The sequence below is a fragment of the Rathayibacter sp. Leaf248 genome (assembly GCF_920939495.1).
In the GTDB taxonomy this organism is placed as follows: Bacteria; Actinomycetota; Actinomycetes; order Actinomycetales; family Microbacteriaceae; genus Rathayibacter; species Rathayibacter caricis.
Window position 1 is genome coordinate 523101 of record NZ_CAKLAV010000001.1, and the last position, 25265, is coordinate 548365.

Genomic DNA, 25265 nt, shown 5'->3' on the forward strand with positions numbered 1-25265 from the left:
GAACCCCCGATGAGGAACACGCTCCGACGGTGGGTCTGCCTCTTCGCCGCACATCACCACGAAGTCCTGGCTTCCGTCTACCAGCAGACGGCCGATCAGGGCGACGGCGTCTTCCAGAACGAGCGAGTCCTGGACGCCCAGCTCGACGCCCGCCGTCACCGTCGCCTCGCCCTCATCTGGCGTGAGCGCGCATCGAGAGGAACCCGATGACGAACACCGAACCGCTCGACGACCACAACTTCGCCCGAGCTCTGAACTGGGCCAAGAAGGGCGGCACCGCGGATGCCGACCTGCTGATCGCCGTACTGGCGCAAGAGGTCAAACGCCTCCGGGACCGCGAGTGGACGAACATGCCCGACGACAAGCCGAGCAGCTACCTCGGCTACCCGCAGCCAGGAGCGGCACCCAAGCACTACGGGCCCGACGCCGTGGTGGTCGATGGCGACTGGCTCGTCGCAGAGATCGAGCTCGCGAACCGATGGCGTGCCCACAAGGCGCTCGACGAATACGAGAAGGAGACCCGATGACCACCGCTCAGCAGCTCGCCCTCCTCACCCGGGAGGAGCAGACCGTCCCCTGCATCCGCGGTCACGCCCTTTGGGGCCGCCACCTCGACGACTGCGACGCGACCGTCGAGGACGTGAACCAGCTCGAGGTGTGCACCGGCTGCGTCCCCGCGCCCGCCCGCGTCGGTCGTCTGTGCGACCGCTGCTACCACGTCGCCCTCGAAGCGCTCCCCCGCATCGCGGAGAATGTCGCCCACGGGTGGACCCTCATCCGCCCGTCGATCACGAGAGCCGCCGGCGAACGGGTCGACGCGTCGCAGGAGTGGCGGCTCCCGTGGAACGAGAACGCCCGGGAGACGGTGGACCTCGCGTACGGGCAGCTGTGCGACATGGTCAAGAACCACGCGACCGAGCTCGCCGTCACTCCTCCCGGGATCCTCGTCCGGGCGTGGGTGCGGGACCTGGACGTGTACCGATTCCCGACCGGGACGGACAGCGTCCGGGAGGTGGAGGCGTACCTCGGGGAGGTGATCGCCTGGGAGAAGAGCCACGCGGTCGCGATCGCCGCGCTCCCCACCGCGGGCGTGTGGGTGGACGAGCTCGACGACCTCCTCCGCCGCGTCCGCGGACAGTTCCCCATGGACCCGCCCCGCCCCCGCCGCATGCCGGGCCTCGTCTGCCCCACCTGCGGCGCCGCCCGCGTCTACCTCCACGACGCGGGCACCGACCACCCCTACCTGATGTGCGGGGTCCGCTCGTCCACCCACGAGACCGGGTCGGGCTGCAACCAGACCTGGGAGGGCGAGGACATCGTGCACGTCATCACCGAAGGAGCAGCAGCATGACCGACCACATCGAAGAAGCGACCACATGGCTCGCGGGCTATGACGAACTCGTGAGCCGCGAAGGTCTCACCGACGCGACGATCCTCGCGTCTCCGCTGGCAGCCATGGCGCACGCGACACTCGCTCTCGCAGAGCAGCAGCGCATCGCCAACCTGCTCGCCGTCGGACAGTTCACCTGGTCTCAGCCGACCGCAAGCGGCATCCCGACCACGCTGTCGCTCACTCTCGACGGGGCCCGGGAGGCACTACTCGAGGCGCAGAGGGCGCTCGGATTCAAGGATGTGCCGCGATGACCGGCTTCCCCCGCCCCGTGAACCCCGACTGCAGGGTCGGATCGCATCGGTCGTGCTTCGGGGACGCGTGGGACTACGAGAAGGATGCTCTCGCGCCGTGCGAGTGCTACTGCCACACCGAGAGGAACGCAGCATGACCGAGAACGAGCAGACCAAGCCCGAGCGCCGCACGAAGCGCCGGTACGCCCACGAGCTCTACCCGCACGCGGAGGAAGGCCAGATCCGCCCCCTCGCGGAGGAGGTGCCCTACCTGTACGCGCGAGCCCAGGGCTTCGAGGTGGAGGGCACGGGGTGGTTCGACTACAAGACCCCTGCGGCCAGCGCGCGGTCCGTCGCCCGGACCAGTGAGCTGATCCTGTCGCGTCACGTGGCGTTCCTCGCTGACGCGCTCGCGCAGGGCATGGCTGGCGACGAGGCGTGGGCGTGGGCAGTCGGGCACGCGGCCGAGGAGAGCGGCGAGCTCGTGTGGGAGCGAGCCGAGGTCTACGGCGTCGATCCTGAGCTGATCAAGCCGTACCCGTGCGGCCCGGAGCCCGAGAGCCACTACCACTTCGACCCCGCGCGACCCGGCACCCGCTACGTCGTCCGAGCAGGGATGCCGGAGTCGAAGTGCGAGCAGTGCACCGAGCCGATCGAGGCGTCATGAGGCCCGCGCTGCTCGTCCTCGCCGCGGTCCTGACTGCTGGGGCCGCGATCGTCGGCTTCCACATCGCGGCCGGCGACCCCGGCATCACCCACACCACGAAGGAGAACCGCTCATGACCGAACCCCTCACCCCGGAAGGGGTGCGCGCCCTCATCGACGACCTGGCCGTCGTCGCCGCGAGCGCCTCTCACCACAAGGAGTCCCGGCTCGACACCGGGAAGTGCATCGAGTGCTCCGACCTCTGGCCGTGCTTCGACCAGCGCTCCGCCGACACTGCCCGCCGCGCGATCGCCGCCCTGTCCGCGTCCCTTTCGCGAGAGGACGCCGACCTCGACGGGCGGGGTCCCGACGATGAGATGGGCCGCCACGTGTACGTCGCTCCGTCGACGTGGGGCGAGGGCTTCGACGTGGGAGTCGGCACTCGACAGAACAGCTCGTGCGTCCGTCTCAGCCGGCAGCAGATCGCAGACCTGCGAGCCCTCCTCGGTCCCTCGCGCACCGTATAGACGGCGGAGGAGCCGACTGTGGGCGACATCCGCTCCGTCAAGCTGCGTGCCGACCAGTCGCCCAGACAGCAGCGCTTCATCCCCGCTGTCTGGGAGCCCGTCCCGCCCACCCCCGAGGAGGCCGGACAGTGAGCGCCCCGCGACCGGACACATGCGCCGAGCCCGGGCCGTACGGCAGCCACTGCACGGACTACCTCGGGCATCGCTACTCGCACTACGACGCGGGTGACGATCGGTCCTGGCAGGACGACTGGCGCGAGGACATTTCTCCCGCAGGCGGCGGTACCTACGAGGACGACGAGGAGAGCGACGATGCCTGAGCGGATCCGCCTGTCCCGGCAGAAGGGCTACCGAAAGCCAGCAGGCGCCGTCGTCGTGTCCCGGCCGTCGAAGTGGGGCAACCCGTACCGGGTCGCGAAGACCGGGCCGCGCGAGTTCCCTTGGGAGGTCAGCGACGGGACGATCGTGGAGACGGCGACCGAGGCTCGAGCGCATGCGGTTGAGCTGTTCCAGAAGCTGCTGGGCCCGATCGGCGTCTCCGGCTACGACCCGACCACGCTCGAGCAACTGCGCACCGAGCTCGGAGGCCGGGACCTCGCCTGCTGGTGCCCCCTCGACCAGCCGTGCCACGCCGACGTCCTCCTCCGGCTGGCGAACTTCCCGCCCATCGGCTCCCGGGTCACCCGCACCACGACCCGAGGCGGGAAGCACACCGTCACCGTCCACTGGGTGGGGCAGGTCACCCACCACCTGAAGACGAAGGTCCGCGTCCGATGGGACACCCAGAACGGGAGACGGACTGTCGCCGTCCTCGACCACTACCCCCACGAGATCCAGGAGCAGCAATGACTGACACCGAACCGCTCGACCTCGACGCGCTGCCGGTCGGAGCCGTCTTTGCCAATCCCGAAAGCCGCATCCCCGGAGCCGTCTGGGAGGTGGTGAGCGACTGCCTCGACGGTACCGAGATCCGCTACCAATCCACCGGCGGCGACGAGGTGTTCAACACGCACACGCTCACCAGGGGCGGGGCGACGTTCGTGGCGCTCGTCGATGCAACCGCGCTGATCGCCGAACTGCGTCGACTGCGGGAGGAAGCGTCCCCAGCTCCGGATGTCTACTCCCACTGCCGCCACTGCCTGATGGACGACACCAGGACGGCCGGGTGTGTGGGGCAGGACGAGCACGACGAACCATGCCGGTGGGGGTGCAACGCATGACCGCCCCCATTGACCCGCGTATCGAAGCGGTCGCCAAGCTGCTGTTCACCGGGCCGCTGGAGCAGATGCATCCCGACCAGTGGGAGCGCGCGAAGGCCGAACATTGGGGGCCTGCGGTTTCATGCCTGATGGCCGCGGAAGAAGTGCTTCGGGCGATAGACGACTCGGCCATGTGGGAGTACGGGATTCTCTACCCCGACGGCGGCGAGTTCTGGCCTGCCGAGTTCGGCGAGCAGGGCAAGCGCGACATCTACACCTGGTTTGAGGATGGCGAAGGCAAGGCCGTGATCCGCCGTCGCGCCGCGGGTTACCCGGAGCCGCTACCCGAACCGCCCACGACGTGACCGAGGGGGTGTACTCGGTTCGCGGTGCAGCACGACGAGTGCACCGCACCCGCCGCGCCATCCAGTACTGGCTCAGAGACGGAATGCCCCACCGACGACTCGGAACCCACCGCGTCGAGATCGACGAAGACGTGCTCCTCCTCTGGTTCCGAACCAAGCTCCAAGCCAATCCGACACGAATCCGGCCGAAAAGCTTGACGGACCATCGTTTTCGCCATCTACCTTGATGATCGACACGAAACCCACCACCGCACAGCGGCCCGGTGGGTTTCGTCGTTCGAGCGGCGCCCACTCGCGCCACCGCCCCACGCCCGGCGTGGAAGCCCAGGGATGCGTCTGGGTCACCAACGCTGCAACGTCCCGGCCCGCTGACCACCGAGCCCACTGTGTCCAGAGCGCAGCCGAGGCCGGGACCACCCACCACCGAGGGAGAGCACATGAGCATCGCGACCGAGCTCGACGCCGGCACCGTCCTCGACCAGGACGCGAGCAAGCTGACCCACATGGTCGACTGCCCGATGGAGAAGCCCTCCGCGCAGGAGTGGGTGGACGAGGCGAAGGCGAACGGCCTGGAGTTAACTGCCCTCTGCGGTCACGTGTGGGTGCCGAAGTCGGACCCCATTCGCCACCCGGTGTGCTCGACCTGCCTCGACATCGCGCAGATCAGGCTCGCCTGATGCGCGACGCGTGGCGCCCCTGCGTCGCCTACTCCCGGCCCGGCTGGACCTGCCGCCGCGCCGAGGGGCACAGCATCCACCTCGGCCCGTGCGTCCTCGCGGCGTCCTGGTGGAAGCGCGCCCAGCTCCTGCTCCTCGGCCGCCCCCTCTGACCCGCACGGCACCCCACCGAACCGGCTGCAACGGTGCGCCGACGGTGGCGGACGTGCGCCCACCCTGAAAGACTCCGGACATGACGAACGCCGCGCCCGGCTGGTACCCGGACCCGACACAGCCCGCCACCCAGCGCTACTGGGACGGCACCGCCTGGACCGAGCAACGAGCACCCCTCGCACCGCCCCGGCCCACCAACGGCATGGCGATCGCAGCACTCATCCTCGGATGCATCGGCCTGTTCCTCATCCCGATCCCGTTCTTCGTCGGGCTGCTCCTCGGCGGGCCCCCAGCGGTACTCGCGGTCATCCTCGGCATCTTCAGCCTCAACCGGGCACATGCAGCCGGACGAGGCGCAGCACCCGCGACCATCGGCCTCATCCTCGGCTGCCTCACCGTGCTCCTGATCTTCACCGGAGCAGGCACCATCTGGTAGCCGCACCAGCGCCACCATGGACGCCCTCGACCACACCAGGCCGGGGGCGTTCCGCATGGACGGAGGACCGGATGGACCTCACCCCGATCGGCTACGACGCCATGGGCGCCCCGCTCTACCGACACCAGCTCGAGGAGGACACCGATGGCCACGATCAAGCCTGACGCCGTCGCCGACCCGAGACCCGGGAGCAGGGGCTACCTGCGCTGGTACTGGACACGCGGGCCCGGGCTGGCCAAGTGGCGCGGATCCCCGCACCCCTGGACGGCGCTCCGGCGTCACCTCATCAAGTACATCCCCGCGAGCTACGTGAATCAGGTGGTGTCCGCATGGTTCGAGGACGTCTTCGGGTACCCGCCGAGCGCGAGACAGGGCCGCAACCCAGTGGGCAAGGGCTGACTGTTCGGGTGGAGCCGCAGGGATTCGAACCCTGGACACGGGCACGAGGCCCGCTCGAATAGGCAGCTGGAGCGCCAGACATGCCCTACGCATCGCCCCGAAGCACGACGCCACCTTGGCCGCTAGTGGACTACTAGCCCCACCCGAACGCGACCAGTGTACGAGGAGGGCTGATGTCGACACCTCAGGACGTCGAGCACATGGTCGGCATCTACGAGCCCTCACGCGGCTACGGCTTTCAGCTGCAGGACCGCGTCGACCCGGCGACCGCCGCCGCACTCCGCGGCATCGTTCAAGCGCTCGAGCAAGGCGGTGACTGGTGAGCGGACACCTCGTCACTCGGCACGAGTGGGACGCCGACGACTACGTCCCCCACAAGGTCATTGTGCTCATGCACCCCACCGTCGAACAGCTTCGCGACTGGCGAGCCGACCACTACGGCGACCTCAACGGTGATGCCGTCGCGACCACCACCTACGAGAACGGCGCGATCGAGATCCACCTCGCCGCCGACTCCCTCTGGCTGGCCGTCATCGCCCACGAGGTCACCCACTGGGCGCTGTTCGTCTACGCCGAGACCGTCCTCAAGCAGCTGCCCCACGCGACCGCCCGAGCGCACATCATCAACCACACCGAGACGCTCGCCGAGCTCGTCGGCAACACCACAGCGCTCCTCTTCGGCAGCCTCCGCGCCACCGGCTACACCCTCGACCCAGTGACCTGATGCCTACCGGCTGGCGCGGCTCCACCCGCAAGCAGACACTCCCACCCGACTGGCCCACTATCCGCCGCCACGTCCTCGAACGCGACGGCCACCGCTGCCAACACATCCGCTACGACACCGGCCGCATCTGCGGCGCACACGCCACCGACTGCGACCACCTCGAAGACCGCACCGACCACCGCCCCGAGAACCTCGCAGCGAAGTGCAGCCACCACCACGACGAGAAGACCAACCGGGAAGCCGGCTACGCCTCCGGCGCCGCACGCCGTGCCAAGCGGGACGCCGCCCAACCGCAACACCCCGGGCTCCTCACCGAGACGGAGCAGCGCTGGCACCGCCCCGCAGTGCCCGGACCGCATCCGTTCTGATCAGCCCACAGCTGATATCGGGCATATAGAAGCCCTGAGCTTCTAGCCCGACGGCGCATTCCGACAGTCGGGCGCGGCCCGAACAACCGGATCACGCTCGCGCCCACCGCCCGTGATGACGAGATCCACACCCACCCGCTACACGAAGGACACCCGCTCATGTCCCTGCCCACGAAACACCGCAAGAAGCCCGTCGTCATAGAAGCAATGCAGCACGACGGCACTGAGGAGTCAGCGCGCGCCGTGCTCGCCTGGGCTGATCCGCTCACGCTCGGGTCCACGCTCGCCGCGCGCAAGAAGGGCACCGACGACTGGACCGTCGTCATCGAGACGCTCGAAGGGGCGATGGCGGCGGACTCGGGCGACTGGATCATCCGCGGCGTGCAGGGCGAGTTCTACCCCTGCAAGCCCGACATCTTCGCCGCCACGTACGACCCCAGCTACTCCGCCGGAGGAGTCCTCGCACACCCGGTCCTCGTCGCCGAGGGCGACCGTCCCGAGCAGATCGTCCGGCTCGCCGTCGATCGGAAGGCAGCCGACGCCCGCCTCACCGCACGGGAGGGCGACGCGTACACGCTGACCCGCGAGCAGCTCATCGAGCGCCTGCGCATCGGCGGCATCGACTACCACCGGAAGCACGACAAGGACTGGCGCGACAACCCGTGGAAGGACGGCATCAGCGTCGACCTCGACAACACGGCCGTCCTGACCCACCTGGTCGACTACATCACCGCCGACCGCGACCCGCTCGACGACGAGGACTGACCATGGCGACCACGACCATCCGCACCGTCACCGGCGCCACCGAGGTCGAGATCAAAGTCGAGTCCGACGACGTCACCACCTGGGCAGGCGACACCATCCCCAACCGCGGCGACCTGCACACCCTCGTCGACGCCACCATGGCCACCACCCGCGCCCTCGGCTACACCACCACCGACCTACACGAAGCCATCACCAAGCAGATCGCCGTCGACGAAGAACGACGCATGCACGGCTGAGTACACTCGGGCACGAGAGACCCCCGCGACAGCGCCAACTGTCCGGGGGCATGGCCAACCTGGCTAGAGGTCAACATGCACGAGCGTACCTGCGACCACGACGGCTGCACCCGCCCCCACTACGCCAAGGGCATCTGCGTCACCCACTACCGGGCGGCACGTCGCATCACCGGGCAAGACTCGAAGCGCACCAGGTACGCGGAGGCCCGCACCTGCGAAGCCTGCGGCCTCGGCTACACCGCCCGCTACCAGGCGCAGCGATACTGCGACCGCACCTGCCGAGACATCGCGAACCTCCTCGCCGGCCAGCAAGCAGCAGCCAGTGCCCGAGGGATCGCCGTCCTCGCCGCCCGCCCGCGGCTACCGCTCACGCCGCGGGCGTACGTGCTCAAGACCGAGTGCCCCATCACCTACGGCCACTGCCTCAACTGCGGCACCCTGTTCGTCGCCTCACCCCACTGGGGCAAGCTCTACTGCTCACGGCCCTGCCGCAAACGGCAGCGCGCCAAGTACCACGACCGCCCCTACCGCAAGCACGCCGCCGCCATCCACGACCGCGACGCGTACACCTGCTGGCTCTGTGGCACACCGACCAGCCCCACGTGGACAGTCGGAGACCCGCTCGCCCCCACCCTTGACCACCTCATCCCCCAGGCACACGGCGGCACCGACGACCCCGACAACCTCGGCACCGCCCACGCCATCTGCAACGCACGGCGCGGCGACCGCATGCTCACCGAGCTCGACGCGCCCACCACCATCGCCGCCTGACACCCCCCCCCCGGCCCCCACCTCCCCCTGGGGGGTCAATGGGCGCCCGCTTCGCGTACTGCTGGACGCGGTGCGCAGGAGTCTGAGGGGTTTTGCGCCCTCGGGTACCTGGGGGCGGTTTGCGCCCGTCAGGACGCCGATCACTGGCTCTCAGAGGGTGCTCTGTGGGGGTGCGCCGTTTGACCTTCTGAGGCGTGCCGTCATGGCTGCGTCTCGCCACCGACATGGAGGCCCTGATGCCCGGACGTGGTCCCGCTCCCGCCGAGTCGCACACTCGCTCGAGGAACGACAAGCAGACGACTCAGCTCGTCTCGGACGGGAAGAAGCGGGGCCCGAACCTGCCGCAGCTGCGGATGAACGGGAAGCTCGTGCCGTGGCATCCGCAGACGAAGAAGTGGTGGGCGTCGTGGAGGACGTCGCCGCAGGCGTTGCGGATGATGACGGCTCCGGACTGGGAGTACCTGCTGGTGACGGCTCGGGTGCATCACGAGTTCTGGACGTCGGGTCGGTGGGAGCTCGCTGCGGAACTGCGGCTTCGTGAATCGAAGTTCGGTGCGACACCGGAGGACCGGTCGCGTCTACGTGTCGAGATCGGGACGGGCCTTCCTGGCGCGACTCCCGGGTCGACGGTCGCGCCGACGGCGGGGAACGTTACGTCGATCGATGCTGACCGGCGCAAGCGGGTCTCGTCGGCTGCCGGCTGATGCCGCGCCGGCTGATCACGGCGCCGGGGCACAGTCGGGAGCGGTCGCTCGGCCATCTGGGCACGTGGTGGCTCGAGACGTTCACCCTGCACGGGGCGGGCGCGATGACGGGCCAGCGGGTGCAGCTGAACGATGAGCAGTACGGGTTCGTTCTGGACGTGTACGCGCTCGACGGTGACGGGCGGCGGCTGTACGACTCGGCGTTCTTCTCGCGGCCGAAGGGCTGCGACAAGTCGGGGCTCGCGGCGAAGCTGTCGCTGCTCGAGGCGTTCGGTCCGTGCCGTTTCGACGGCTGGGCTGAGGGCGGGGAGACGTACGAGTACCTCGGCCGCGTCTACACCTACTCCCGCGGCGAGCCGATGGGACGGACGATCACCGCGCCGATGGTGCGGATCCTCGCGACCGAGGAAGAGCAGACCGGGAACACCTTCGGGACGATCTACTTCAACCTGACCGACTCGCGCGCGCCGCTGTTCGACCTACTCGCGTGGGGTGTGCAGCCGGGCCTATCGAAGATCGTGATCCCCGGCGGCGGGCAGATCGTCCGGTCAACGTCCGGCGCCGCGTCGAAGGATGGCGGCCTCGAGACGTTCGTCGTGTTCGACGAGACGCACCTGTACGTGACGCCGCAGCTGCGGGCGATGTACCAGACGGTCACGGACAACCTCGGCAAGCGTGCCGGGGACGCGGAGCCGTGGTACCTCGAGACGACGACGATGTTCGGCCCTGGCGAGGAGTCGGTGGCGGAGTCGACGTACGAGCTCGCGGACGCGATCGCGGAGGGCAAGGCTCGCCGGTCGCGGCTGCTGTTCGATCACCGCTACGGCGAGATCTCGCACGAGGACTGGCGCGACGAGGACAAGCTCGCTGACGCGTTCCGGGAGGCGTACGGGGACTCGCTCGCGTGGAATCCCGTCGAGATGCTCCTGAACCGGGCGTACGACCCGCGCCGGCCGGTCGCCCGTACTCGGCGGATGCGGCTGAACTCCGTGACGGAGGGTGAGAACGCGTGGATCGAGATCGAGGCGTGGAAGTCGCGCGGTCACGGGCGGCTCGCCGTCGATCGGATGCAGCCCGAGCCGCTCAAGCGCGGCGACGTGGTCACGCTCGGGTTCGACGGTTCCGGGACGAATGATGCGACGGCGCTGATCGCGTGCCGCGTGTCCGACCGGTACCTGTTCCCGCTGCTGATCGAGGAGAAGCCGGACATGCCGGGGCACGACGACTGGGAGGTCGACCGGCCGTCGGTCGATGCTGCTGTCGCCCGGGCGTTCGCGAAGTACACGGTCGTCGGGTTCTACGCGGACCCGCCGCTGTGGCAGGACTACGTGGACGCTTGGGCCAAGGAGTACGGCTCGCAGTTGAGGGTGCACGCGTCTGGGAAGCACTCGGTCGGCTGGTGGACGAAGCGCGACGTGCAGATGGCGCTCGCGCTCGAGCGTCTGCACACCGCGGTCGCGCTGGGGACGATGGCGCACGAGGACCTGACCGACCTCGGCCGAGCGCTCACCCGGCATGTCCTGAACGCGCGGCGCTGGTCGCGGCGCGGCGGGACGGTCATCGGCAAGGAGAAGAAGAACTCGCCGAAGAAGATCGACGCCGCGGTGGCTGCCGCGCTCGCGTTCGAGGCGGCCGCCGACTATGCGGCGAAGAGCCAACCCGCGAAGCAGGCGTCCGTGCCGTTCGCGATCCGATGAAGTGAAAGGACGGTCGCCATGCTCCCCGAGTCGAGCGTCCCCGGTTCTGACGACTGGGTCGTCCAGCGTCTAGCGACGAAGTGGGGCCGCGGCCTCCCCCGACTGGGGAAGCTCCGGTCCTACCGCGACGGCACCGTGATGGTCCCCGTCTTCGCTTCTGGCCCCGTCCGTGAGGCGTACCTCGCGTTCGTGAACCGGTGCCGCCTCAACCTGGCGGAGCTCATCGCGAGCAGCCGGACGAACCGGCTCCGTCCGCTCGGGTTCCGCACGGCGGTCGCCGGCGACAAGAACGGAGACGCCCTCGCCATGGTGCCGTGGGACCGATCGAACATGACGGTCGGGTTCCGCGATCTGGCGTCGGCAGTCGCCGACTACGGCGAGGCGTTCGTCACCGTCGCCGGCCCCGACGTCCCCACCGTCGACGGCGAGGTGTTCTTCCTCGGCTCCGATGGCTGGTCGACCGTCACCGAGCAGTACCGCGCCCGACCGTGGATCACCGAGTCGGCCGCGACCTTTGGGCACGATCCGGTGATGGGTGTCGACATCATCACCCTGTACCGCCGGGGCTACATGCGGCTCCTCACTCGTCGCGCGAAGGTGTCGTCGTTCCCGACAGACGGCACCCCGTGGTCGCCCGGGAGTGGCTGGTCCTGGGCTGGAGATCCGATCCTCCTCGCCTACACGCAGGACACACCCATCGTGCGAGTCGCCGCGCGGGACGGAAAGGGCGCCTTCGAGCCGCACCTCGACACGCTCGACCGCATCAACGGCACAATCCTCGACCGCACCACGATCATCGCGATGCAGGCCTTCCGGCAGCGTGCTATCGAGGGCGACCTCCCTGAGTTCTACCCGGACGACTACGAGGACGAGGCGCTTCGCGGGACGCGCATCGACTACAACAGCATCTTCAAGGCCGGGCCGGCTGCGCTCTGGCGAATCCCCGCAGGCGCGAAGGTGTGGGAGTCCGCGACGACCGACATCACTCCGGTGCTGACCGCTGAGGATCGAGACATTCGGCACCTCGCTGCAGTCTCTGCGACTCCGCTCTACGTCCTCGCGCCAGACGCGTCTGCGGGTAGCGCGGAGGGCGCCTCACTCGCGCGGGAGACGAACATCTTCGCCGTCGAGGAACTCGCAGACCGGTTCGCGGGAGCATTCGCGCTCGTCCATGCGCTCGCGTTCCGCGCGATCGGCGACGACGTTCGAAGCGACGCCGCGCGCATCAAGACCATCTGGGCCGGATTCGAGCGGGCGTCCTGGACCGAGCGCTCCTCTGCAGCTTCGCAGGCGAAGGACACCATGCCGAAGCGGATGATCCGGGAGAAGATCTACCAGCTGACCCCGGACGAGATCGAGCAGGCGCAGCAGGACGACTCGGATGAGGCCTTCCTCGAGCCGGCAGTGGCGTAGGTCGTGGCCGACGCGAAGCTCGCCCGCCTGACGGAGCAGCACGCGGCGAAGCGGCAGTCGCTGATCGTCGAGCTCCTGAAGCTCCTCCTCGGCGCGTGGGGGCCGTTCGACCAGTGGCGGAGCGAGCCGCTCCTCAACGGGCAGGCGGCACTCACCGCGACTCGGATGATGTCCGCGCTCACCCGCACCAGGCGGCTCGAGCGGTCGTACCTGCAGTCGGCGCTCCGCGAGGTCGACGCTCTGCCCGAGGCGCTCCCGCCGCTGCTCGACTTCTACCCTCGGTCGGGAGTGTCGCCTCTCGAGGTGTACCGCCGGCCGGTCGAGCAGTACGGGTACGCGCTCTCGCAGGGCGCGACGGTCGAGGAAGCACAGCAGGTCGCTGAGCAGCGGCTCGCGGATCTGGTCGAGACCGATGTGCGCCTCGCGGAACGCGACGAGGCGATGCGCGTGTACGAGGCGGCGGCGCGGGTCTCCGCGTACCGACGGGTGATCCACCCGGAACTGTCGCGGTCGGGCACGTGCGGCCTGTGCGTGGTCGCCGCGGCGAACCTCTACTCGACGGACGAGTTGCTGCCACTCCACCAGGGCTGCAACTGCGACACGCTCCCCGTGACGGCCTCGGACGACCCCGGGTTCCGGCTCAACGCGGAGGACCTGAAGACGGTCTACGCGGCTGCCGGAGGCAACTCCGCCGGGGAGCTGCTGAACACGCGCGTCACGGTCACGGAGCACGGCGAACTCGGGCCCGTCCTCGTGAAGCAGGGCGACAAGTTCCGAGACCCGAGCGACGTCGGTAGGAAGCCGTACAAGGCCCCGACCGAGGACGCACTCGCAGACGAACGGCGACGCGCTCGAGAGGTCGCGAGCGACGCTCTCACCGGCGCTGAGGCGGCTCTGGCCGCCTACGACGCAGCCAACCCCGACGCATCCGCGACCGGAACCCCGGAACGGACCCGACTCTTCGTAGCCAGCAAGCGGCTGCGCGACTACCTCGCGGCTCTCGATCGTCAGATCGCGTCCGCGTGACCCTGCCAGCCGCTGCCACGGCGGCCGGCGCACCCATCCGACACGGAGGATCACCCGCTCATGTTCGTACTCGATGCCTTCGGGCGCCGCATCTACCGCAACCCCGGACTCCGGTTCATCGACCCGCCTGAGGGCGGCAACGAGGACCAGGGCCCGGACCTCGGCTTCCCGAAGGACACCGCGCTCGAACAGATGACTGTCGAGCAGCGGGAGGCGTACTGGAGGCACTACGCCCGCCGGCACGAGGCCACGGTCAAGTCCCGCGGCGACTACGACCAGCTGAAGGCCGACTCCGAGGAGCTCGCACGCATCCGCGCCGAGGGCCAGACGGACCAGGAGAAGGCGCTCGAGGAAGCTCGCCGCGACGGCGAGAACCTCGGCGCCCAGCGCTACCTCCGCGACGCGGTGATCGCCCGATTCATCGGACTCACCGGGAAGACCGACGAGGAGGCCGCCACGGCCTTCGCGCACGTCGACGTCGCGACCTTCACGGGCCAGGACGGCTCGATCAACACGGACGCCCTCGCGGCGTTCGCGGGCACCTTCGGCACGAAGCAGACCACCCCCATCCCCCCGAGCAACCCCGTCATGGAAGCGCTCGAACGGCAGCGTCAGCAGCAGGCCGGTGGCGGCAGCGGATCCATCAGGGAGATGCAGCGTCAGCGGCGCGAAGCGCTCACCGCGAAGAAGTAACCACCTACACATCGAGAGAAGGAATCCCTCATGGATCTCAGCATCACCTCGACGTCGACGGGCGGCTCGGACAAGACCTGGCTCGCGTCCGACCACGGGCTCAGCAACGCTCTGCCCCGCACCCTCGACGTCACCAAGTTCGTCTCCGGAGTCCACTACGACGCCGCCACCAAGGTGCTCAAGTCGGGCATCGCGATCGCGAAGATCACCGCCGGCGGGCTGTACGGCCCGTACGACACGACCGCGACCGACGGACGGCAGACCGCCTACGACAGCTTCACCGCCGTCGAGGTGCCGCTGCTGCTCGCCAACGGTGCGACGTCCGCGAAGGTCGCCGTCGCCGTGGTCCGCCACGCCATCATCAACACCCCCGCGCTCCCCGTCGCCGCGCAGCGCGCCGGCGGAGCGTCCGACGTGACGACGGGCGCCACCTCCGGCGACTTCGTCTTCGAGAGCTAGGAGCACCGATGCCTTACAACTCCACCTTCCGCACCGCCGCTCAGCTCACCGCTGAGGCGCGTGCGGCCGCCGAGATCCTCCTCGGCGGCTTCCAGCTCGCGGCGTGGCTGCCGTCGCGCGAGAACTACGGTCTCTCGTTCGACTTCGACGTGAACGCGCTGAGCCTGACCGACGCGGCCACCTACCGCGCGTTCGACACCGAGGCGCCCTTCGGGTCGGTCCCCGGGACGCAGTCGAAGAGCGGCAAGCTCCCCCCGATCAGCCGCAAGCTGCGGGTCACCGAGTTCGACACGCTCAGCCTCATGGGCCAGAGCGACGCGATCGGCAACATGTTCGACACCTACGCCCGTCGCCTCGGCGGACAGATCGCGGCTCGCGTCGCGCTCGCGCAGGGCCAGGGCGCCGAGACCGGCACGATCACGATCGTCGAGAACAAGCTCAACTTCACGATCGACTTCGGCCGCGCCGGCGGGCACAGCATCACCGTGCCGACCCCGCACTCGACGATCACCGCCGACGCGCTCGCGGACCTGAACACCGCGCGAGCCGTGTTCGTCGCGACGAACGGCTACCCGCCCGCGGTCGCCATGCTGTCGACGGCGATCCTGTCGGCGTACCAGAAGAACACGTCGATCATCAAGGCGGCCCTCGGGCGCGGCAGCGACCTGCCGTCGATCATCTCGATCGACGCGGTGCGCAGCGTCTTCGACACCTACGGCTTCGGCCGGATCGTCATCAACGACGACCAGGTGCGCGTGGGCGGCGCCGCGACCCGCGTCGTGTCCGCCGACAAGCTCCTCTTCCTCCCGGAGCCGAACAGCACCGCCGCCGACCTCGACGGCCAGGGCTCGCTCGGAACCACCGAGTGGGGCATCCCCGCCGAGGCGATCAACCAGAAGTACGGGATCGCCGACTCCGAGCGACCCGGCATCTTCGCGGCCGACATCGACTCCGACGACCCCGAGGGCCACAACGTCCTCGTGTCCGCGATCGTCCTCCCGACGTTCACGAACGCGAACGCCACGCTCGCGGTGGACGTGCTCTGATGGCCGGCCGGATCCTGGCCACCGACGTTCACGTTCCGGGCGTCATCGGCGCGACTCTGTACCCGGCCGGCACGGTCGAGACGGAGGAGCTCACCGAGCTCATCCCGAACCCGAAGGCGTGGGTCACGCTGCCGGGCACCGTGGAGCCGATCCCCGCCGCCGAGGCGTCGCCTTCGGTCGGTGGGGAGTACGTCCCCCTCGTCGCGCCGTACACCGGCAAGGTCGATGACCTGAAGGCCGAGCTCGTGCACCGCGGGCTCGACATCGAGGGCAAGAAGGACGACCTGATCGCCCGTCTCGAGGCCGACGACCGCGACAAGGCGGCCGGCGGCTCCGACAACACCGAGGAGTAGTCGCATGGCGTCCGTGACTGTGTCGTACGAAGACGTCGAGAGCCGGGCCCTCGGGTTCGACCTCGGCTCCCGATTCACCAAGGCGCAGGTGGAGACGCAGATCACGGACGCCGTCGACGACGCCGACGGGCTGTGGGGCTCGAAGATTGAGGAGCGCCTCACGTCGGGTCGCCTCACCGCGAACCGGTACAAGCGCGTGATCGCTGACGCTGTGCTCCGTGTCCTCCGGAACCCTGAGGGGTACACGTCGGAGAACGACGGGTCGTACGGCTACGGGAAGCGCGCCGATGTCGCGTCCGGGTCGCTGTTCTTCACGGACAGCGACCGGGAGCGGCTCACCGGGTCCGCGTCGGGCATGATCCCCGGCACGGTCCGCATGTCGCTGGACCAGAGGATCCACTGATGGGGCTACTCGACACTCCGCGTCATGCGGTGACGGTGCAGCTGCAGAAGCGGGTCAAGAAGTCCGCCGGCTACGAGTACGAGCCCGACGGAGATCCGGTCATCGTGCGGGGCAACCTGCACCCGATGTCTGCTGACGGGTCGCGCGCGTACGGCTTGCAGGAGGTCGTCTCGCAGCAGCTCAACACGAAGGAGCTGTGGCCGGGCGACGCCCACTCGATCGTCACCACGAGTGACGGCCGCCGGTGGGACTTCGTCGGAGTCCAAGAGTTCGACATGTCTCCTGGCACCGCGCACCGCGAGGTCGTCCTGAAGCTGCGGGTCGGCTGATGGCGCAGGTGTACAAGAGCGCCGGCATCACGGTCGCGCGCATGGCTGGACGGGCTCCCGCAATGGACTTCGCCGCGGCGGTACTAGCAGGCAAGGCCAAGATGAACGCCGCCCGCGCTCGGGACACTGGCGCGACTCTCGCTGGCATCCAGGTCGAGGACGCGAGGGGGCGCAACGGCGTCACCGACCGCCTCGTCGTCATGGAAGGCGAGGGCGCTCTGTCGATCGAGTTCGGGCATTCCATCCTCAAGATCAGTCGGTCTAGGGGTGGGCGCCGCGCGTCGGCGAGCGTGACCCACGTTCCCGGGAAGCACATCATGCGCAACGCCCTGAGGGACATGCCGGAGGTGACCGAGTGATTGACGTCGACGCGCTCATGTTCCAGTTGCTCGACGGGGCAATCGAGGGCCTCACGATCCTCGACGAGGTCGACGCGGCATCGGCAGATCCGTTTGCGCTGCCGTACGGCGTCTACTCGGTGGACGGCGACGGGCAGCAGTCGAACGGGCCGGCGTACTCACTGGTCCTCGACGTGCAGATCTTCGCCTCGACGAAAACCGAGGCGCGCGGGTTCGCCCACCGCCTCTACGACCACGTGCACACGTGGGAGATCCCGGAGGTCGGTGTCGTCGACGCTGAGATCGACGGTGTCGAGCTGCGTGCTGGCGTGGACATCGTCACCGACATCCGCCTCCCATCGCGGGTCGCGGCGCCGCTGATCCCGGACAACGACCTCGCGCAGTACAGCAGCTCGTTCGGGCTGCTCGTCAGCTCTCTGTAGCTGCACCCGCTTCGCCGCCCGGGACCCGGTGCCGGCTCACTTCACCATGCCTGAGGAGGCACACCATGGTCGACCGCAAGAAGCTGGTCATCCCCGGCTACGGCACGATGTTCACCGCTGACCGTTCCGCCACGTTCCCCACCAACCCCCTGGCCGCGTTCGCCCTGTCGGGTGCCATCCCCGCCGGGTGGGAGCGCCTCGGCCACACGTCGAAGGCGAACACCGCCGCGTTCGGCCGCGAGGGCGGCGAGGCCGAGTCCCTCGGGACCTGGCTCGAGGACAACGTCGACACGATCTACTCGTCGGTCGCCTGGGCCCTCGGCATCAACGCGCTGCAGATCGACAAGCCGACCCTGGACCTCGCGTTCGGCGGCTTCCTCGATGCTGACGGCGGCTACGTCATCCCGAGCATGAACAACGGCCTCGAGAAGCAGTTCTTCCTGCTGATGCAGGACAACACCGGGAAGCTCGGCTTCTGGTCGGAGAACTCGTCGATCACGGGCGGTGACGCTCCGTCGATCGACACCGCGAACTTCTTCGAGATGCCGCTTACCGCGTCGATCCGGTCCGCGGACTCCGCGAAGATCCCGGCGACCGACGACGGCCGCGCGGGCATCATGAAGCTCTACAAGACCGGCCTCGGCCTGCCGGTGGTCGACTCGACCGACCCGGCCACGCCTGCCGCTGCTGGCGCCACCGTGAAGCTGATCGGCCACAACTTCACCCTCGCGACCGGCGTCAAGTTCGGTGGCGCGATCGCCCAGTTCTCGGTCAAGTCCGACACGCGCATCGACGCTGTCGTCCCGGCCGGGTCGGCGGGCACCGCGAACATCACGGTCACGAACGACTCGGGCACGAGCCTGCCGTTCACCTTCGCGCGCTCGTAACCCCTGAACGTCCTGCCTGGCTGCCGAGCGGGTCGGCCAGGCAGGACCCCACCCGCTCCACCCGCTACAGGAAGGCACGATCATGGCTCAGACGCGAGTTCCCGAGGACCACAAGACCAAGGCGCCCACGGCGGCCGAACGGCGCGAGAGCGACGCCGAGCAGGACGAGCTCCTCGCGGGCATGCCCGCCCTGCGGCCGCCGCATCGGCTCAGAGCTCGCCAGCGCAGCCGCATCATGCGCATCGCGCTGAAGTTCATGCCGTTCATGCCCGACGACGACAGCGGATTCGACATCGACGTCAAGGATCCGCGCATGGCGGATCTGCTCGACATCTTCAGTGATGTGGATGACTTCGCCGAATCCATCGCGGAAGACCCCGCCGCCTACGTCGAGTGGGCCGAGGGAGCTTCCTACGACCAGCTCTCCGCCCTCCTCTCTCGATACTCGAGCGCAGTGGGGGAATAGACGAACTGCTCGACCTCCTCACCAAGTACGAGGTCGAGCTCGTCGCGGACCTCGCAGAGATCTACAGCTGCACCGTCGACGACGTCTGGGTGGGGCTCGTTTCAGCGCGAACCGTGCTGCTCTACATCCAGGGGCTCCTCAACCACCCCTGGTCGCGGTTCCGCGCGGCCGTACTCAGTGATCCCGAGGAGTACGGGCGCACGCCCACCCGGGTTGCGCTGGAGCTGCTCTTCGACCGCTTGACGGCACTCAAGGTGCCCGAGTGGGACCCGGACTACGCATTCCCCCGATCTCGAGTTGCAGAAGAGGAACCGATCGTCCCCTCGATTGGCGACTTCGACGTCGACGGATTCATGCGCCTGCTCGCGGGCTGACCCTGAGGAGACGCCATGGCCGGACCTGCAGGACGCGGAGGGAAGTCCGTCGGGCGCGTCACCATCCGCGTGGTCCCCGACGCAACCCGGTTCCGCGAGGACCTGAAGAAGACGCTCGAGCGCATCGAGAAGAGCAACATCCTGAAGATCGACGTCGACGCGAACATGCGGCCGGCGGAGCGCACGATCAAGCGGTTCATCGATCGTTGGTCCGGCGAGGAGATCCACCTCAGCGTCGACGTCAACGGCGCCTCGCTCAGCAACGCCAGGATCGCGCAAGCCGCCCGTCCTCGCGTCGTCCCGCTGAACCTCGAGGTCACGAAGGCGTCAATCGCGAAAGTGGGAGCGGCGATCGCGGCCCTGTCCGGTGGACGGATGTTCACCGACTTGGGAAAGCGGCTCGGCGAGGGGATCCTGAACCTCGACCGCAGCCTCCCCCGCATGGCCGCCATGGTCAGCAGTATCGCGTCTCTCGCGGCCGCGGCGATCGCTGCAGCTGGTGGCCTCGCCACCCTCGCCGCATCGCTGTCGTCCATCCTCGCGATCTCCGCCCTGGCGCCCGCACTCATCGCCGGCGCCGGAGTGTCCATCGCGACGCTCATGGTCGCGCTGTCGCAGGTCGGCGATCGGCTCGACGACCTGGTTCCGCTCTGGGACCGGCTGAAGACCCGCATCGGCGACAACTTCTGGGGCGAGGCCGAGGCTCCCATCCGGCGGCTTGCCGAGGACCTCTTCCCGTCCATGCTCGAGGGCCTGGGTCGCACTTCGACGGCTCTCGGCAAGTGGACCGCGTCCCTCGCGGACGGGTTCCGCACCGCCCTCACTGGCGAGCGCGTCGGCCGCATGTTCGACCGGATCGTCGAGTCCATTGACATCGCCGCGACCGGCACCGACTCCTTCGCGTCTGCGCTCGTCGGCCTCGGCCTCGTCGGCTCCGACTACCTGCCCCGCCTCGCGCAGTGGATCGCGAACCTCACGACCCGCTTCGACAACTTCGTCAACGCGGCCGCTGCAGACGGACGCCTCAAGGGCTGGATCGACGCCGGGATCGAGTCGGCGAAGCTCCTCGGGTCCGTGCTCGCGGACACGGTGCGCATCATCGCCGCGATCTCCCGAGCGGCGACCGCTGCCGGCGGGGACGGCCTCGCCACCATGGCGAGCGGCCTGTCCCGCGCAGCAGAAGCTCTCTCGGCCCCTGCGTTCCAGACGGGCCTCACCGGCCTGTTCCGGGGAGCGAACGCCGCCCTCGACGGGGTCAACGGCGGCCTCGCCCGCTTCGGGCAGATGCTCGCCGACCGCTCCGCGGACCTCTCGACGTTCCTCGCGGTCGGCGGGCAGGCCTTCGGCGAGCTCCTCGGCGGAGTGTCCGACCTCCTCAACCAGCCTGCCGTCGGTCAGGGCCTCCTGCTGTTCATCGCAGGCCTCCGTGACGGCATCATCTCGCTGTTCGAGAACCTCGACCCCGCCGCCTTCGGCGAGTTCGTGCGTAGCCTCGGCGCTCTCGCCGGCACTCTCGCCGTCGAGCTCGGTGAGACGCTCGGCAAGGGACTCACCGAGCTCCTGCCGCTCATCACGCAGCTGCTCGACGACATCTCCGCGCGACTGCCCGATCTCGCGGCCGCGCTGCAGGAGATCCTCGAGAAGCTGCCCGCCGCGCTCGACTCACTCATCGAGAAGGGTCCTGCGGCGCTCGACCTCATTGTCGGACTCGTCGACGCGGTCGCGCTGCTGTCGTCCCTGATCGGGCCGTTGGCGGACTTCCTCGCACCAGTGGTGCAGAAGTTCGGGGAGGCCGGGGCGGCCGCGTCCGCCCTGACCGACTTCTTCAACGGGAACTCCGCCAGCGTCGAGCAGCTCGGCGGCAAGATGACCGGCTTCAACGGCACGATGATCACCCTCATCAGCACCATCGCCACAGTCGCCGCCCCTGCCCTGCGGGTACTCGCGAACCTGGTGGACATCGCCCGCGAAGCGTTCGCGAACGCTGCAACAGCGATCGCGGCATTCGCCCGCGACGGCATCGCTGCGATCGCTCGCTTCGTCGCGCAGGTCGGCGCCGCCTGGACGGCGTTCTGGTCGACGTTCTCGCAGAAGCCCGTAGCTGCTGGGGCTCGTCTCGTCGGTGACCTCATCGGCGCGATGGGCAACCTCAGCGGGGCACTGGTCGGAGTCGGAGCCGCCCTGATCGGCGGCCTCATCGCCGGCATCCAGTCCGCGGCAGGCAGAGCCGTGGCCGCAGCGGTCGCTGTCGTCCGGAACGCACTGGCCGCCGCGCAGTCCGTCGTAGGCGGCGGTGGCGGGGGCCCCGCGAAGGGCGTCGGCTCCCCGCCCGACATGGCGACAGGCGGCACGATCCTCCCGACACCGGGTGGAACCATCGTGCGCGTCGCAGAGGCGGGCAAGCCGGAGTCGATCGTCGACACCGGCGCCGTCAACCGCATGATCGCGCAGACGAACCAGCGCCTGTCCGGTCCCGCACCTGCCAACGGAAGCCGTGAGCTGCGGGGTGACCTGTACCTCGATTCCGGCGAGTTCCTCGGCGTCATCCGCGGCCAGGTACGCGAAGAGGCGGCGCAGGCCGCACGTCGGGCGAAGGCACTGATCACGTCGAGGAGGGGGTGACGGCATGCACCTGAAGCTCATCGGCGCAGACGGCGTAATCCGTGACCTCCTCACCGGGGACGTGCGGGTCGCACCCGAGGGGGTGCAGGGGCTCTTCGGGGCTCCTGCACCCGTGGTCCGTGCACGGCAGGGCGTGACGCGCGCTGGCCAGCAGCGCACCTCAACAGTCCTGCGGAAGCGCCCGGGCTCGATCACGGTGTACGTCAACATCACCGGGAAGCAGAACGAGCTGATCTCGGTCGAGCGTGGCTGGGCGTCGGCGTGGTCCTACGACCAGCCAGCGACGCTCGAGGTCGCAACGAAGGGCGAGCAGCCTCGCTACCTCGACCTGTTCTTCGACGGCGGCGACCTCGACTTCGTCCAGAACCCGGACCGCCGGCACGTCTACGAAGCGACTGTCGACGTCATCGCCGACGATCCGCTCTGGCGGGGCCCCCTTCAGACGTACGACTTCGCGTCGAACGAGCCGGACGCGGACTTCTTCGGCCGCGACGAGGTGCACGGCCAGGAGGGTGCGCCCGACTGGTGGCTGTCGCCCGCGTATCTGCCGATCGTGAAGCTGCTGCGGAACCCGGGGAACGTGCCGGCGCCGGTGCGGTGGATCCTGACGGGCCCGATCAACGGGTTCGAGACGATCATCGACGGCCGGTCCGTGGGCGGGAAGTTCATCATCCCTGAGGGGCAGACGCTCCGCATCGACTCCGACTCGAACACGGCACTGCTGGACACCGGCGCGGAGGTGATCGACATGTGGCGTGAGCTGACCTCCTGGGGTTTCGCCCGTCTCGCTCCTGGCCGTACGTCGACGGTGTCGATTGAGCGTGAGGGCACCGGGTCGGCGCGTCTCGAGTGGACGCCGCAGTACCGGCAGGCCCGCGGGTGATCGTCGACGCGGCCGACTACGGCCTCGACATCACCGTCTGGGACCGGAGCCGCCGCCGGGTCGCACCGGTCCCCCACTTTCAGGCTCTGGACGGCACGGTGCGTCATCTGGCGGCCGGAACGCTCGAGCTGGTCCTAGACGACGATGCACCGGCCTCGGGGCTCCTGCAGGCGCCTGGCGCTCGCGTGGTGTGTCGCCTCGACGGGAAGCATTTCCACTCCGGCCCGGTGACTTCGGTTGGTGGGCAGCTGCTCGCCGGCGGGGCTGTCCGCTACACGGTCGGTGACGACTGGGCGATGCTGAGCAAAGCGCTGGCGTGGATCGTCCCTGACGGGCCGCTCGTGCCGACGTCCCTCGACGATCCCGCGCAGGCCGTCGTGACCGGTGCGCTGCGTCGCGGCACGGTCGAGGGGCAGTCGGGCGTGATGGCGTGGCCGGCCTCTCAGATGCCTGTCGAGTCCGCCGTGAAGTGGCTGCTCGGCGCGAACCTGGCCCAGCGCCTCGGCCTGCCGGTCGCGATCCGCGAGGACCTCGGCCGCGGTGGCACCATCGCCCTCCCCGCCGTCGGCCGGTTCGCGACGCTCGAGGAGACGATCGTCCCGATCCTCGACGCGGCAGGCCTCGGCCTGTCCATCTGGCTCGAACCCGGCAGCCCCCTCATCAACATCGACGTGTACGAGTGCGGCGAGTACGCGCCCGTCATCGATGCGCAGTCCGGGATTCTCGTCTCGGGCAGCTGGACCCGCGACGCTCCCACCTCGACACGCGTGATCGTCGGCGGGCCCGGAGAGGACGCCGCACGCGTCTTCGCCGAGTACCGCGACGAGACCGGCCTCGAGCGTGACTGGGGCTTCATCGGCGAGACGTTCACGTCTGCGACCGGTGCGACCCCGGAGTGGCCGAAGGACCTCGACGAGTCGGAGAAGGTCGCGAAGTACGCGCCGCTCCGCTCCGACGTCACTCCGGAGTCGAACGCCGAGCTCGCCACGTCTCTCGAGACCGCCGGGCAGAAGACGCTCGCCGAGGGCCGCCCGACCGCGGGTGTGTCCGCGGAGCTCGCGGAGGCGGGGAGCTTCTACTACGGCTACCGCGACGGCGTCCGCGGGTTCCTCCGCGGAGAACGCATAGCGATCGTCGCCGGCGCGGGTGAGCCGATCCGAGACCACATCACCGAGGTGCGCCTCGAGATCACCGAACGCGACGGGCGCGTGATCACCCCGACCGTCGGCGGCTACGTCGACGACCCCGCACGCGAGACGAGCGACGCGATCGACGCCCTCGCGGCAGCGAACGCGCGCAGAGAGAAGAGCAGGTAGATGGTCACCTACACCGGATTCACGCAGGGCGACAGGGTCACCCGGATCAACGAGCGCGAGATGGCGCGCATGTTCTTCGCCGCCGGCGACACGGGTCATGTCCTCACCCGGCAGTCGTTCGTCCTCACAGCGCTCGGCGGCAACCGTCGACTGCAGCTCTCCGCGGGCGGGCTGTCCGCGTGCGGCGTCATCGTGCAGCGCGAGGGAGTGGCCGACTCCGTGACGATCGACGTCCCCACCCCTGCATCGGGGAGGGGGCAGTGGTTCCTCGGTGTCGCGCGGTTCAACTGGAGCGCGCGCACCGTCACGTACCCGCTGATCGCGAGCGAGACGACCGGGCAGTTCACGGCCGACAAGATGCCCGAGCGGCCGCCGCTGCGGTTCCCGACCCTGAATCGGGAAGCGGGCCTGCTGTTCGATGTGCCGCTCGGGTGGGTGTGGGCCTCGTACGCGTTCACGGCGATGCGGACAATCTCGCTGACGGTCATGGCTGACGGATTCCCCACCGACCTGTTCGCGTGGGACGGCAACCTCGACGCGACGCGCACGAACCCCGACAACGTGGCCCCCGGCGGGACGGGCGAGTACGTCGGCTTCAAGCGCGACTTCCAGGCGCGCGGGCTGTACGCGATCAGCGCGAACGGCGTCGCGGGGACCGCGGAGGTGAACACCGCGTCCACTGGCGAGACGGTCCTCGTCGTGAATGGCACGGACGTCGAGAAGGTGCGCTCGGACCACATCTACTCCGCACGCCCCACCCACCTGACCGCGTACGTCGACCACCCCGGCGGCGTGCTCAGCGTATCGCTGCAGTTCCGCGGCGGGTCCGGGACCGTCAGCCTCCTCGCGTCATCGCAGGTCAGAGCGCGCTGGATCCGCGGGGTCTCGGCGCCGGGCGCGCTCGCCTGACCTCCCATTTCTTCCC

39 protein-coding genes and 1 tRNA gene are annotated in these 25265 nt (G+C 69.1%); 39 read left to right on the forward strand and 1 reads right to left on the reverse strand.

The window, feature by feature from the left end; all coding sequences use genetic code 11:
- Positions 1-9: 9 nt before the first annotated feature.
- The 14 genes from LRG51_RS02605 (at position 10) to LRG51_RS02670 (ending at position 6024) form a co-directional block, all read left to right on the forward strand.
- Positions 10-210 carry a hypothetical protein gene (locus tag LRG51_RS02605; protein ID WP_230670967.1) on the forward strand — a complete coding sequence of 67 codons (201 nt, stop codon included), beginning with the start codon at positions 10-12 and terminating at the stop codon, positions 208-210.
- Positions 207-527, forward strand: coding sequence for a hypothetical protein (locus LRG51_RS02610; protein WP_230670969.1), 321 nt, complete (start codon positions 207-209; stop codon positions 525-527). The genes LRG51_RS02605 and LRG51_RS02610 overlap by 4 nt, the downstream gene beginning before the upstream one ends.
- Entirely contained in the window at positions 524-1351 is an 828-nt protein-coding gene (locus LRG51_RS02615; protein ID WP_230670971.1) for a hypothetical protein, read from the forward strand. The genes LRG51_RS02610 and LRG51_RS02615 overlap by 4 nt, the downstream gene beginning before the upstream one ends.
- Entirely contained in the window at positions 1348-1644 is a 297-nt protein-coding gene (locus LRG51_RS02620; RefSeq protein WP_230670973.1) for a hypothetical protein, read from the forward strand. Before LRG51_RS02615 ends, LRG51_RS02620 begins: the two co-directional genes overlap by 4 nt.
- Before the next feature lie 133 nt (positions 1645-1777).
- Positions 1778-2290 (forward strand): hypothetical protein, encoded by a 513-nt coding sequence (locus tag LRG51_RS02625; protein ID WP_230670975.1) that lies wholly within the window; start codon positions 1778-1780, stop codon positions 2288-2290.
- A 112-nt stretch (positions 2291-2402) separates the two neighbouring features.
- Positions 2403-2795, forward strand: a complete 393-nt coding sequence (locus LRG51_RS02630) for a hypothetical protein (RefSeq protein WP_230670977.1) — start codon at positions 2403-2405, stop codon at positions 2793-2795.
- 128 nt (positions 2796-2923) lie between these two features.
- On the forward strand, positions 2924-3115 hold the full coding sequence (locus LRG51_RS02635) for a hypothetical protein (RefSeq protein ID WP_230670979.1): 192 nt from the start codon (positions 2924-2926) through the stop codon (positions 3113-3115).
- Positions 3108-3644: a DUF4326 domain-containing protein gene (locus LRG51_RS02640; RefSeq protein WP_230670981.1), complete on the forward strand. Its 537-nt coding sequence runs from the start codon at positions 3108-3110 to the stop codon at positions 3642-3644. Before LRG51_RS02635 ends, LRG51_RS02640 begins: the two co-directional genes overlap by 8 nt.
- Complete coding sequence (locus LRG51_RS02645) at positions 3641-4015, forward strand: hypothetical protein (RefSeq protein WP_230670987.1); 375 nt, start codon at positions 3641-3643, stop codon at positions 4013-4015. Before LRG51_RS02640 ends, LRG51_RS02645 begins: the two co-directional genes overlap by 4 nt.
- The gene (locus LRG51_RS02650) at positions 4012-4359 is read left to right on the forward strand and encodes a hypothetical protein (RefSeq protein WP_230670991.1); all 348 of its coding nucleotides are present in this window, start codon (positions 4012-4014) and stop codon (positions 4357-4359) included. The genes LRG51_RS02645 and LRG51_RS02650 overlap by 4 nt, the downstream gene beginning before the upstream one ends.
- 437 nt (positions 4360-4796) lie before the next feature.
- Entirely contained in the window at positions 4797-5036 is a 240-nt protein-coding gene (locus tag LRG51_RS02655; protein ID WP_230670997.1) for a DUF3039 domain-containing protein, read from the forward strand.
- Positions 5036-5188: a hypothetical protein gene (locus LRG51_RS02660; RefSeq protein ID WP_230670999.1), complete on the forward strand. Its 153-nt coding sequence runs from the start codon at positions 5036-5038 to the stop codon at positions 5186-5188. The genes LRG51_RS02655 and LRG51_RS02660 overlap by 1 nt, the downstream gene beginning before the upstream one ends.
- 80 nt (positions 5189-5268) lie before the next feature.
- Positions 5269-5625 (forward strand): DUF2510 domain-containing protein, encoded by a 357-nt coding sequence (locus LRG51_RS02665; RefSeq protein ID WP_230671001.1) that lies wholly within the window; start codon positions 5269-5271, stop codon positions 5623-5625.
- Positions 5626-5769: 144 nt separating this feature from the next.
- Positions 5770-6024 carry a hypothetical protein gene (locus LRG51_RS02670; protein WP_230671003.1) on the forward strand — a complete coding sequence of 85 codons (255 nt, stop codon included), beginning with the start codon at positions 5770-5772 and terminating at the stop codon, positions 6022-6024.
- 9 nt (positions 6025-6033) lie between these two features.
- Here the strand turns inward: LRG51_RS02670 and LRG51_RS02675 are convergent.
- Positions 6034-6165: transfer RNA gene (locus LRG51_RS02675), tRNA-OTHER, on the reverse strand.
- Between the two features lie 32 nt (positions 6166-6197).
- On the opposite strand from LRG51_RS02675, the gene LRG51_RS02680 reads away from it, so the two are divergent.
- From LRG51_RS02680 to LRG51_RS02800, 25 genes are all read left to right on the forward strand, one after another.
- Complete coding sequence (locus LRG51_RS02680; RefSeq protein ID WP_230671005.1) at positions 6198-6347, forward strand: hypothetical protein; 150 nt, start codon at positions 6198-6200, stop codon at positions 6345-6347.
- On the forward strand, positions 6344-6748 hold the full coding sequence (locus LRG51_RS02685) for a hypothetical protein (protein ID WP_230671008.1): 405 nt from the start codon (positions 6344-6346) through the stop codon (positions 6746-6748). Before LRG51_RS02680 ends, LRG51_RS02685 begins: the two co-directional genes overlap by 4 nt.
- Positions 6748-7116, forward strand: coding sequence for an HNH endonuclease (locus LRG51_RS02690; RefSeq protein ID WP_230671010.1), 369 nt, complete (start codon positions 6748-6750; stop codon positions 7114-7116). The genes LRG51_RS02685 and LRG51_RS02690 overlap by 1 nt, the downstream gene beginning before the upstream one ends.
- 159 nt (positions 7117-7275) lie before the next feature.
- The gene (locus LRG51_RS02695; RefSeq protein ID WP_230671012.1) at positions 7276-7881 is read left to right on the forward strand and encodes a hypothetical protein; all 606 of its coding nucleotides are present in this window, start codon (positions 7276-7278) and stop codon (positions 7879-7881) included.
- Between the two features lie 2 nt (positions 7882-7883).
- Positions 7884-8117 (forward strand): hypothetical protein, encoded by a 234-nt coding sequence (locus LRG51_RS02700; protein WP_230671014.1) that lies wholly within the window; start codon positions 7884-7886, stop codon positions 8115-8117.
- A 75-nt stretch (positions 8118-8192) separates the two neighbouring features.
- A complete protein-coding gene (locus tag LRG51_RS02705) occupies positions 8193-8888 on the forward strand; it encodes an HNH endonuclease (RefSeq protein WP_230671022.1) in 696 nt (231 codons plus the stop codon).
- Between the two features lie 194 nt (positions 8889-9082).
- On the forward strand, positions 9083-9592 hold the full coding sequence (locus LRG51_RS02710) for a phage terminase small subunit (protein WP_230671024.1): 510 nt from the start codon (positions 9083-9085) through the stop codon (positions 9590-9592).
- Positions 9592-11289, forward strand: a complete 1698-nt coding sequence (locus tag LRG51_RS02715) for a hypothetical protein (protein WP_230671026.1) — start codon at positions 9592-9594, stop codon at positions 11287-11289. The genes LRG51_RS02710 and LRG51_RS02715 overlap by 1 nt, the downstream gene beginning before the upstream one ends.
- An 18-nt stretch (positions 11290-11307) precedes the next feature.
- Positions 11308-12702: a hypothetical protein gene (locus tag LRG51_RS02720; protein WP_230671027.1), complete on the forward strand. Its 1395-nt coding sequence runs from the start codon at positions 11308-11310 to the stop codon at positions 12700-12702.
- Between the two features lie 3 nt (positions 12703-12705).
- On the forward strand, positions 12706-13728 hold the full coding sequence (locus LRG51_RS02725; RefSeq protein WP_230671028.1) for a hypothetical protein: 1023 nt from the start codon (positions 12706-12708) through the stop codon (positions 13726-13728).
- Positions 13729-13788: 60 nt separating this feature from the next.
- Positions 13789-14421, forward strand: a complete 633-nt coding sequence (locus LRG51_RS02730) for a hypothetical protein (protein WP_055787323.1) — start codon at positions 13789-13791, stop codon at positions 14419-14421.
- A 30-nt stretch (positions 14422-14451) separates the two neighbouring features.
- Positions 14452-14880 carry a head decoration protein gene (locus LRG51_RS02735; RefSeq protein ID WP_055787320.1) on the forward strand — a complete coding sequence of 143 codons (429 nt, stop codon included), beginning with the start codon at positions 14452-14454 and terminating at the stop codon, positions 14878-14880.
- An 8-nt stretch (positions 14881-14888) separates the two neighbouring features.
- On the forward strand, positions 14889-15926 hold the full coding sequence (locus LRG51_RS02740) for a major capsid protein (RefSeq protein WP_230671030.1): 1038 nt from the start codon (positions 14889-14891) through the stop codon (positions 15924-15926).
- Positions 15926-16279, forward strand: coding sequence for an SAP domain-containing protein (locus tag LRG51_RS02745; protein ID WP_230671031.1), 354 nt, complete (start codon positions 15926-15928; stop codon positions 16277-16279). Before LRG51_RS02740 ends, LRG51_RS02745 begins: the two co-directional genes overlap by 1 nt.
- 4 nt (positions 16280-16283) lie before the next feature.
- Positions 16284-16682 (forward strand): Gp19/Gp15/Gp42 family protein, encoded by a 399-nt coding sequence (locus tag LRG51_RS02750; protein ID WP_230671033.1) that lies wholly within the window; start codon positions 16284-16286, stop codon positions 16680-16682.
- Positions 16682-17011, forward strand: a complete 330-nt coding sequence (locus LRG51_RS02755) for a hypothetical protein (RefSeq protein ID WP_157603054.1) — start codon at positions 16682-16684, stop codon at positions 17009-17011. The genes LRG51_RS02750 and LRG51_RS02755 overlap by 1 nt, the downstream gene beginning before the upstream one ends.
- Positions 17011-17370, forward strand: a complete 360-nt coding sequence (locus tag LRG51_RS02760) for a DUF5403 family protein (RefSeq protein WP_055787305.1) — start codon at positions 17011-17013, stop codon at positions 17368-17370. Before LRG51_RS02755 ends, LRG51_RS02760 begins: the two co-directional genes overlap by 1 nt.
- The gene (locus tag LRG51_RS02765) at positions 17367-17792 is read left to right on the forward strand and encodes a hypothetical protein (protein WP_230671035.1); all 426 of its coding nucleotides are present in this window, start codon (positions 17367-17369) and stop codon (positions 17790-17792) included. Before LRG51_RS02760 ends, LRG51_RS02765 begins: the two co-directional genes overlap by 4 nt.
- A 65-nt stretch (positions 17793-17857) precedes the next feature.
- Positions 17858-18679 carry an IPT/TIG domain-containing protein gene (locus tag LRG51_RS02770; protein ID WP_230671037.1) on the forward strand — a complete coding sequence of 274 codons (822 nt, stop codon included), beginning with the start codon at positions 17858-17860 and terminating at the stop codon, positions 18677-18679.
- A gap of 82 nt (positions 18680-18761) precedes the next feature.
- Positions 18762-19145, forward strand: a complete 384-nt coding sequence (locus tag LRG51_RS02775; RefSeq protein ID WP_230671038.1) for a hypothetical protein — start codon at positions 18762-18764, stop codon at positions 19143-19145.
- A 113-nt stretch (positions 19146-19258) separates the two neighbouring features.
- Entirely contained in the window at positions 19259-19519 is a 261-nt protein-coding gene (locus LRG51_RS02780; protein ID WP_230671040.1) for a hypothetical protein, read from the forward strand.
- A gap of 15 nt (positions 19520-19534) precedes the next feature.
- The gene (locus LRG51_RS02785) at positions 19535-22141 is read left to right on the forward strand and encodes a hypothetical protein (RefSeq protein WP_230671042.1); all 2607 of its coding nucleotides are present in this window, start codon (positions 19535-19537) and stop codon (positions 22139-22141) included.
- Between the two features lie 133 nt (positions 22142-22274).
- On the forward strand, positions 22275-23024 hold the full coding sequence (locus LRG51_RS02790) for a hypothetical protein (RefSeq protein WP_230671044.1): 750 nt from the start codon (positions 22275-22277) through the stop codon (positions 23022-23024).
- The gene (locus tag LRG51_RS02795; protein WP_268966557.1) at positions 23021-24340 is read left to right on the forward strand and encodes a Gp37-like protein; all 1320 of its coding nucleotides are present in this window, start codon (positions 23021-23023) and stop codon (positions 24338-24340) included. Before LRG51_RS02790 ends, LRG51_RS02795 begins: the two co-directional genes overlap by 4 nt.
- Positions 24341-25249 (forward strand): hypothetical protein, encoded by a 909-nt coding sequence (locus tag LRG51_RS02800; RefSeq protein ID WP_055787275.1) that lies wholly within the window; start codon positions 24341-24343, stop codon positions 25247-25249.
- Positions 25250-25265: the final 16 nt, after the last annotated feature.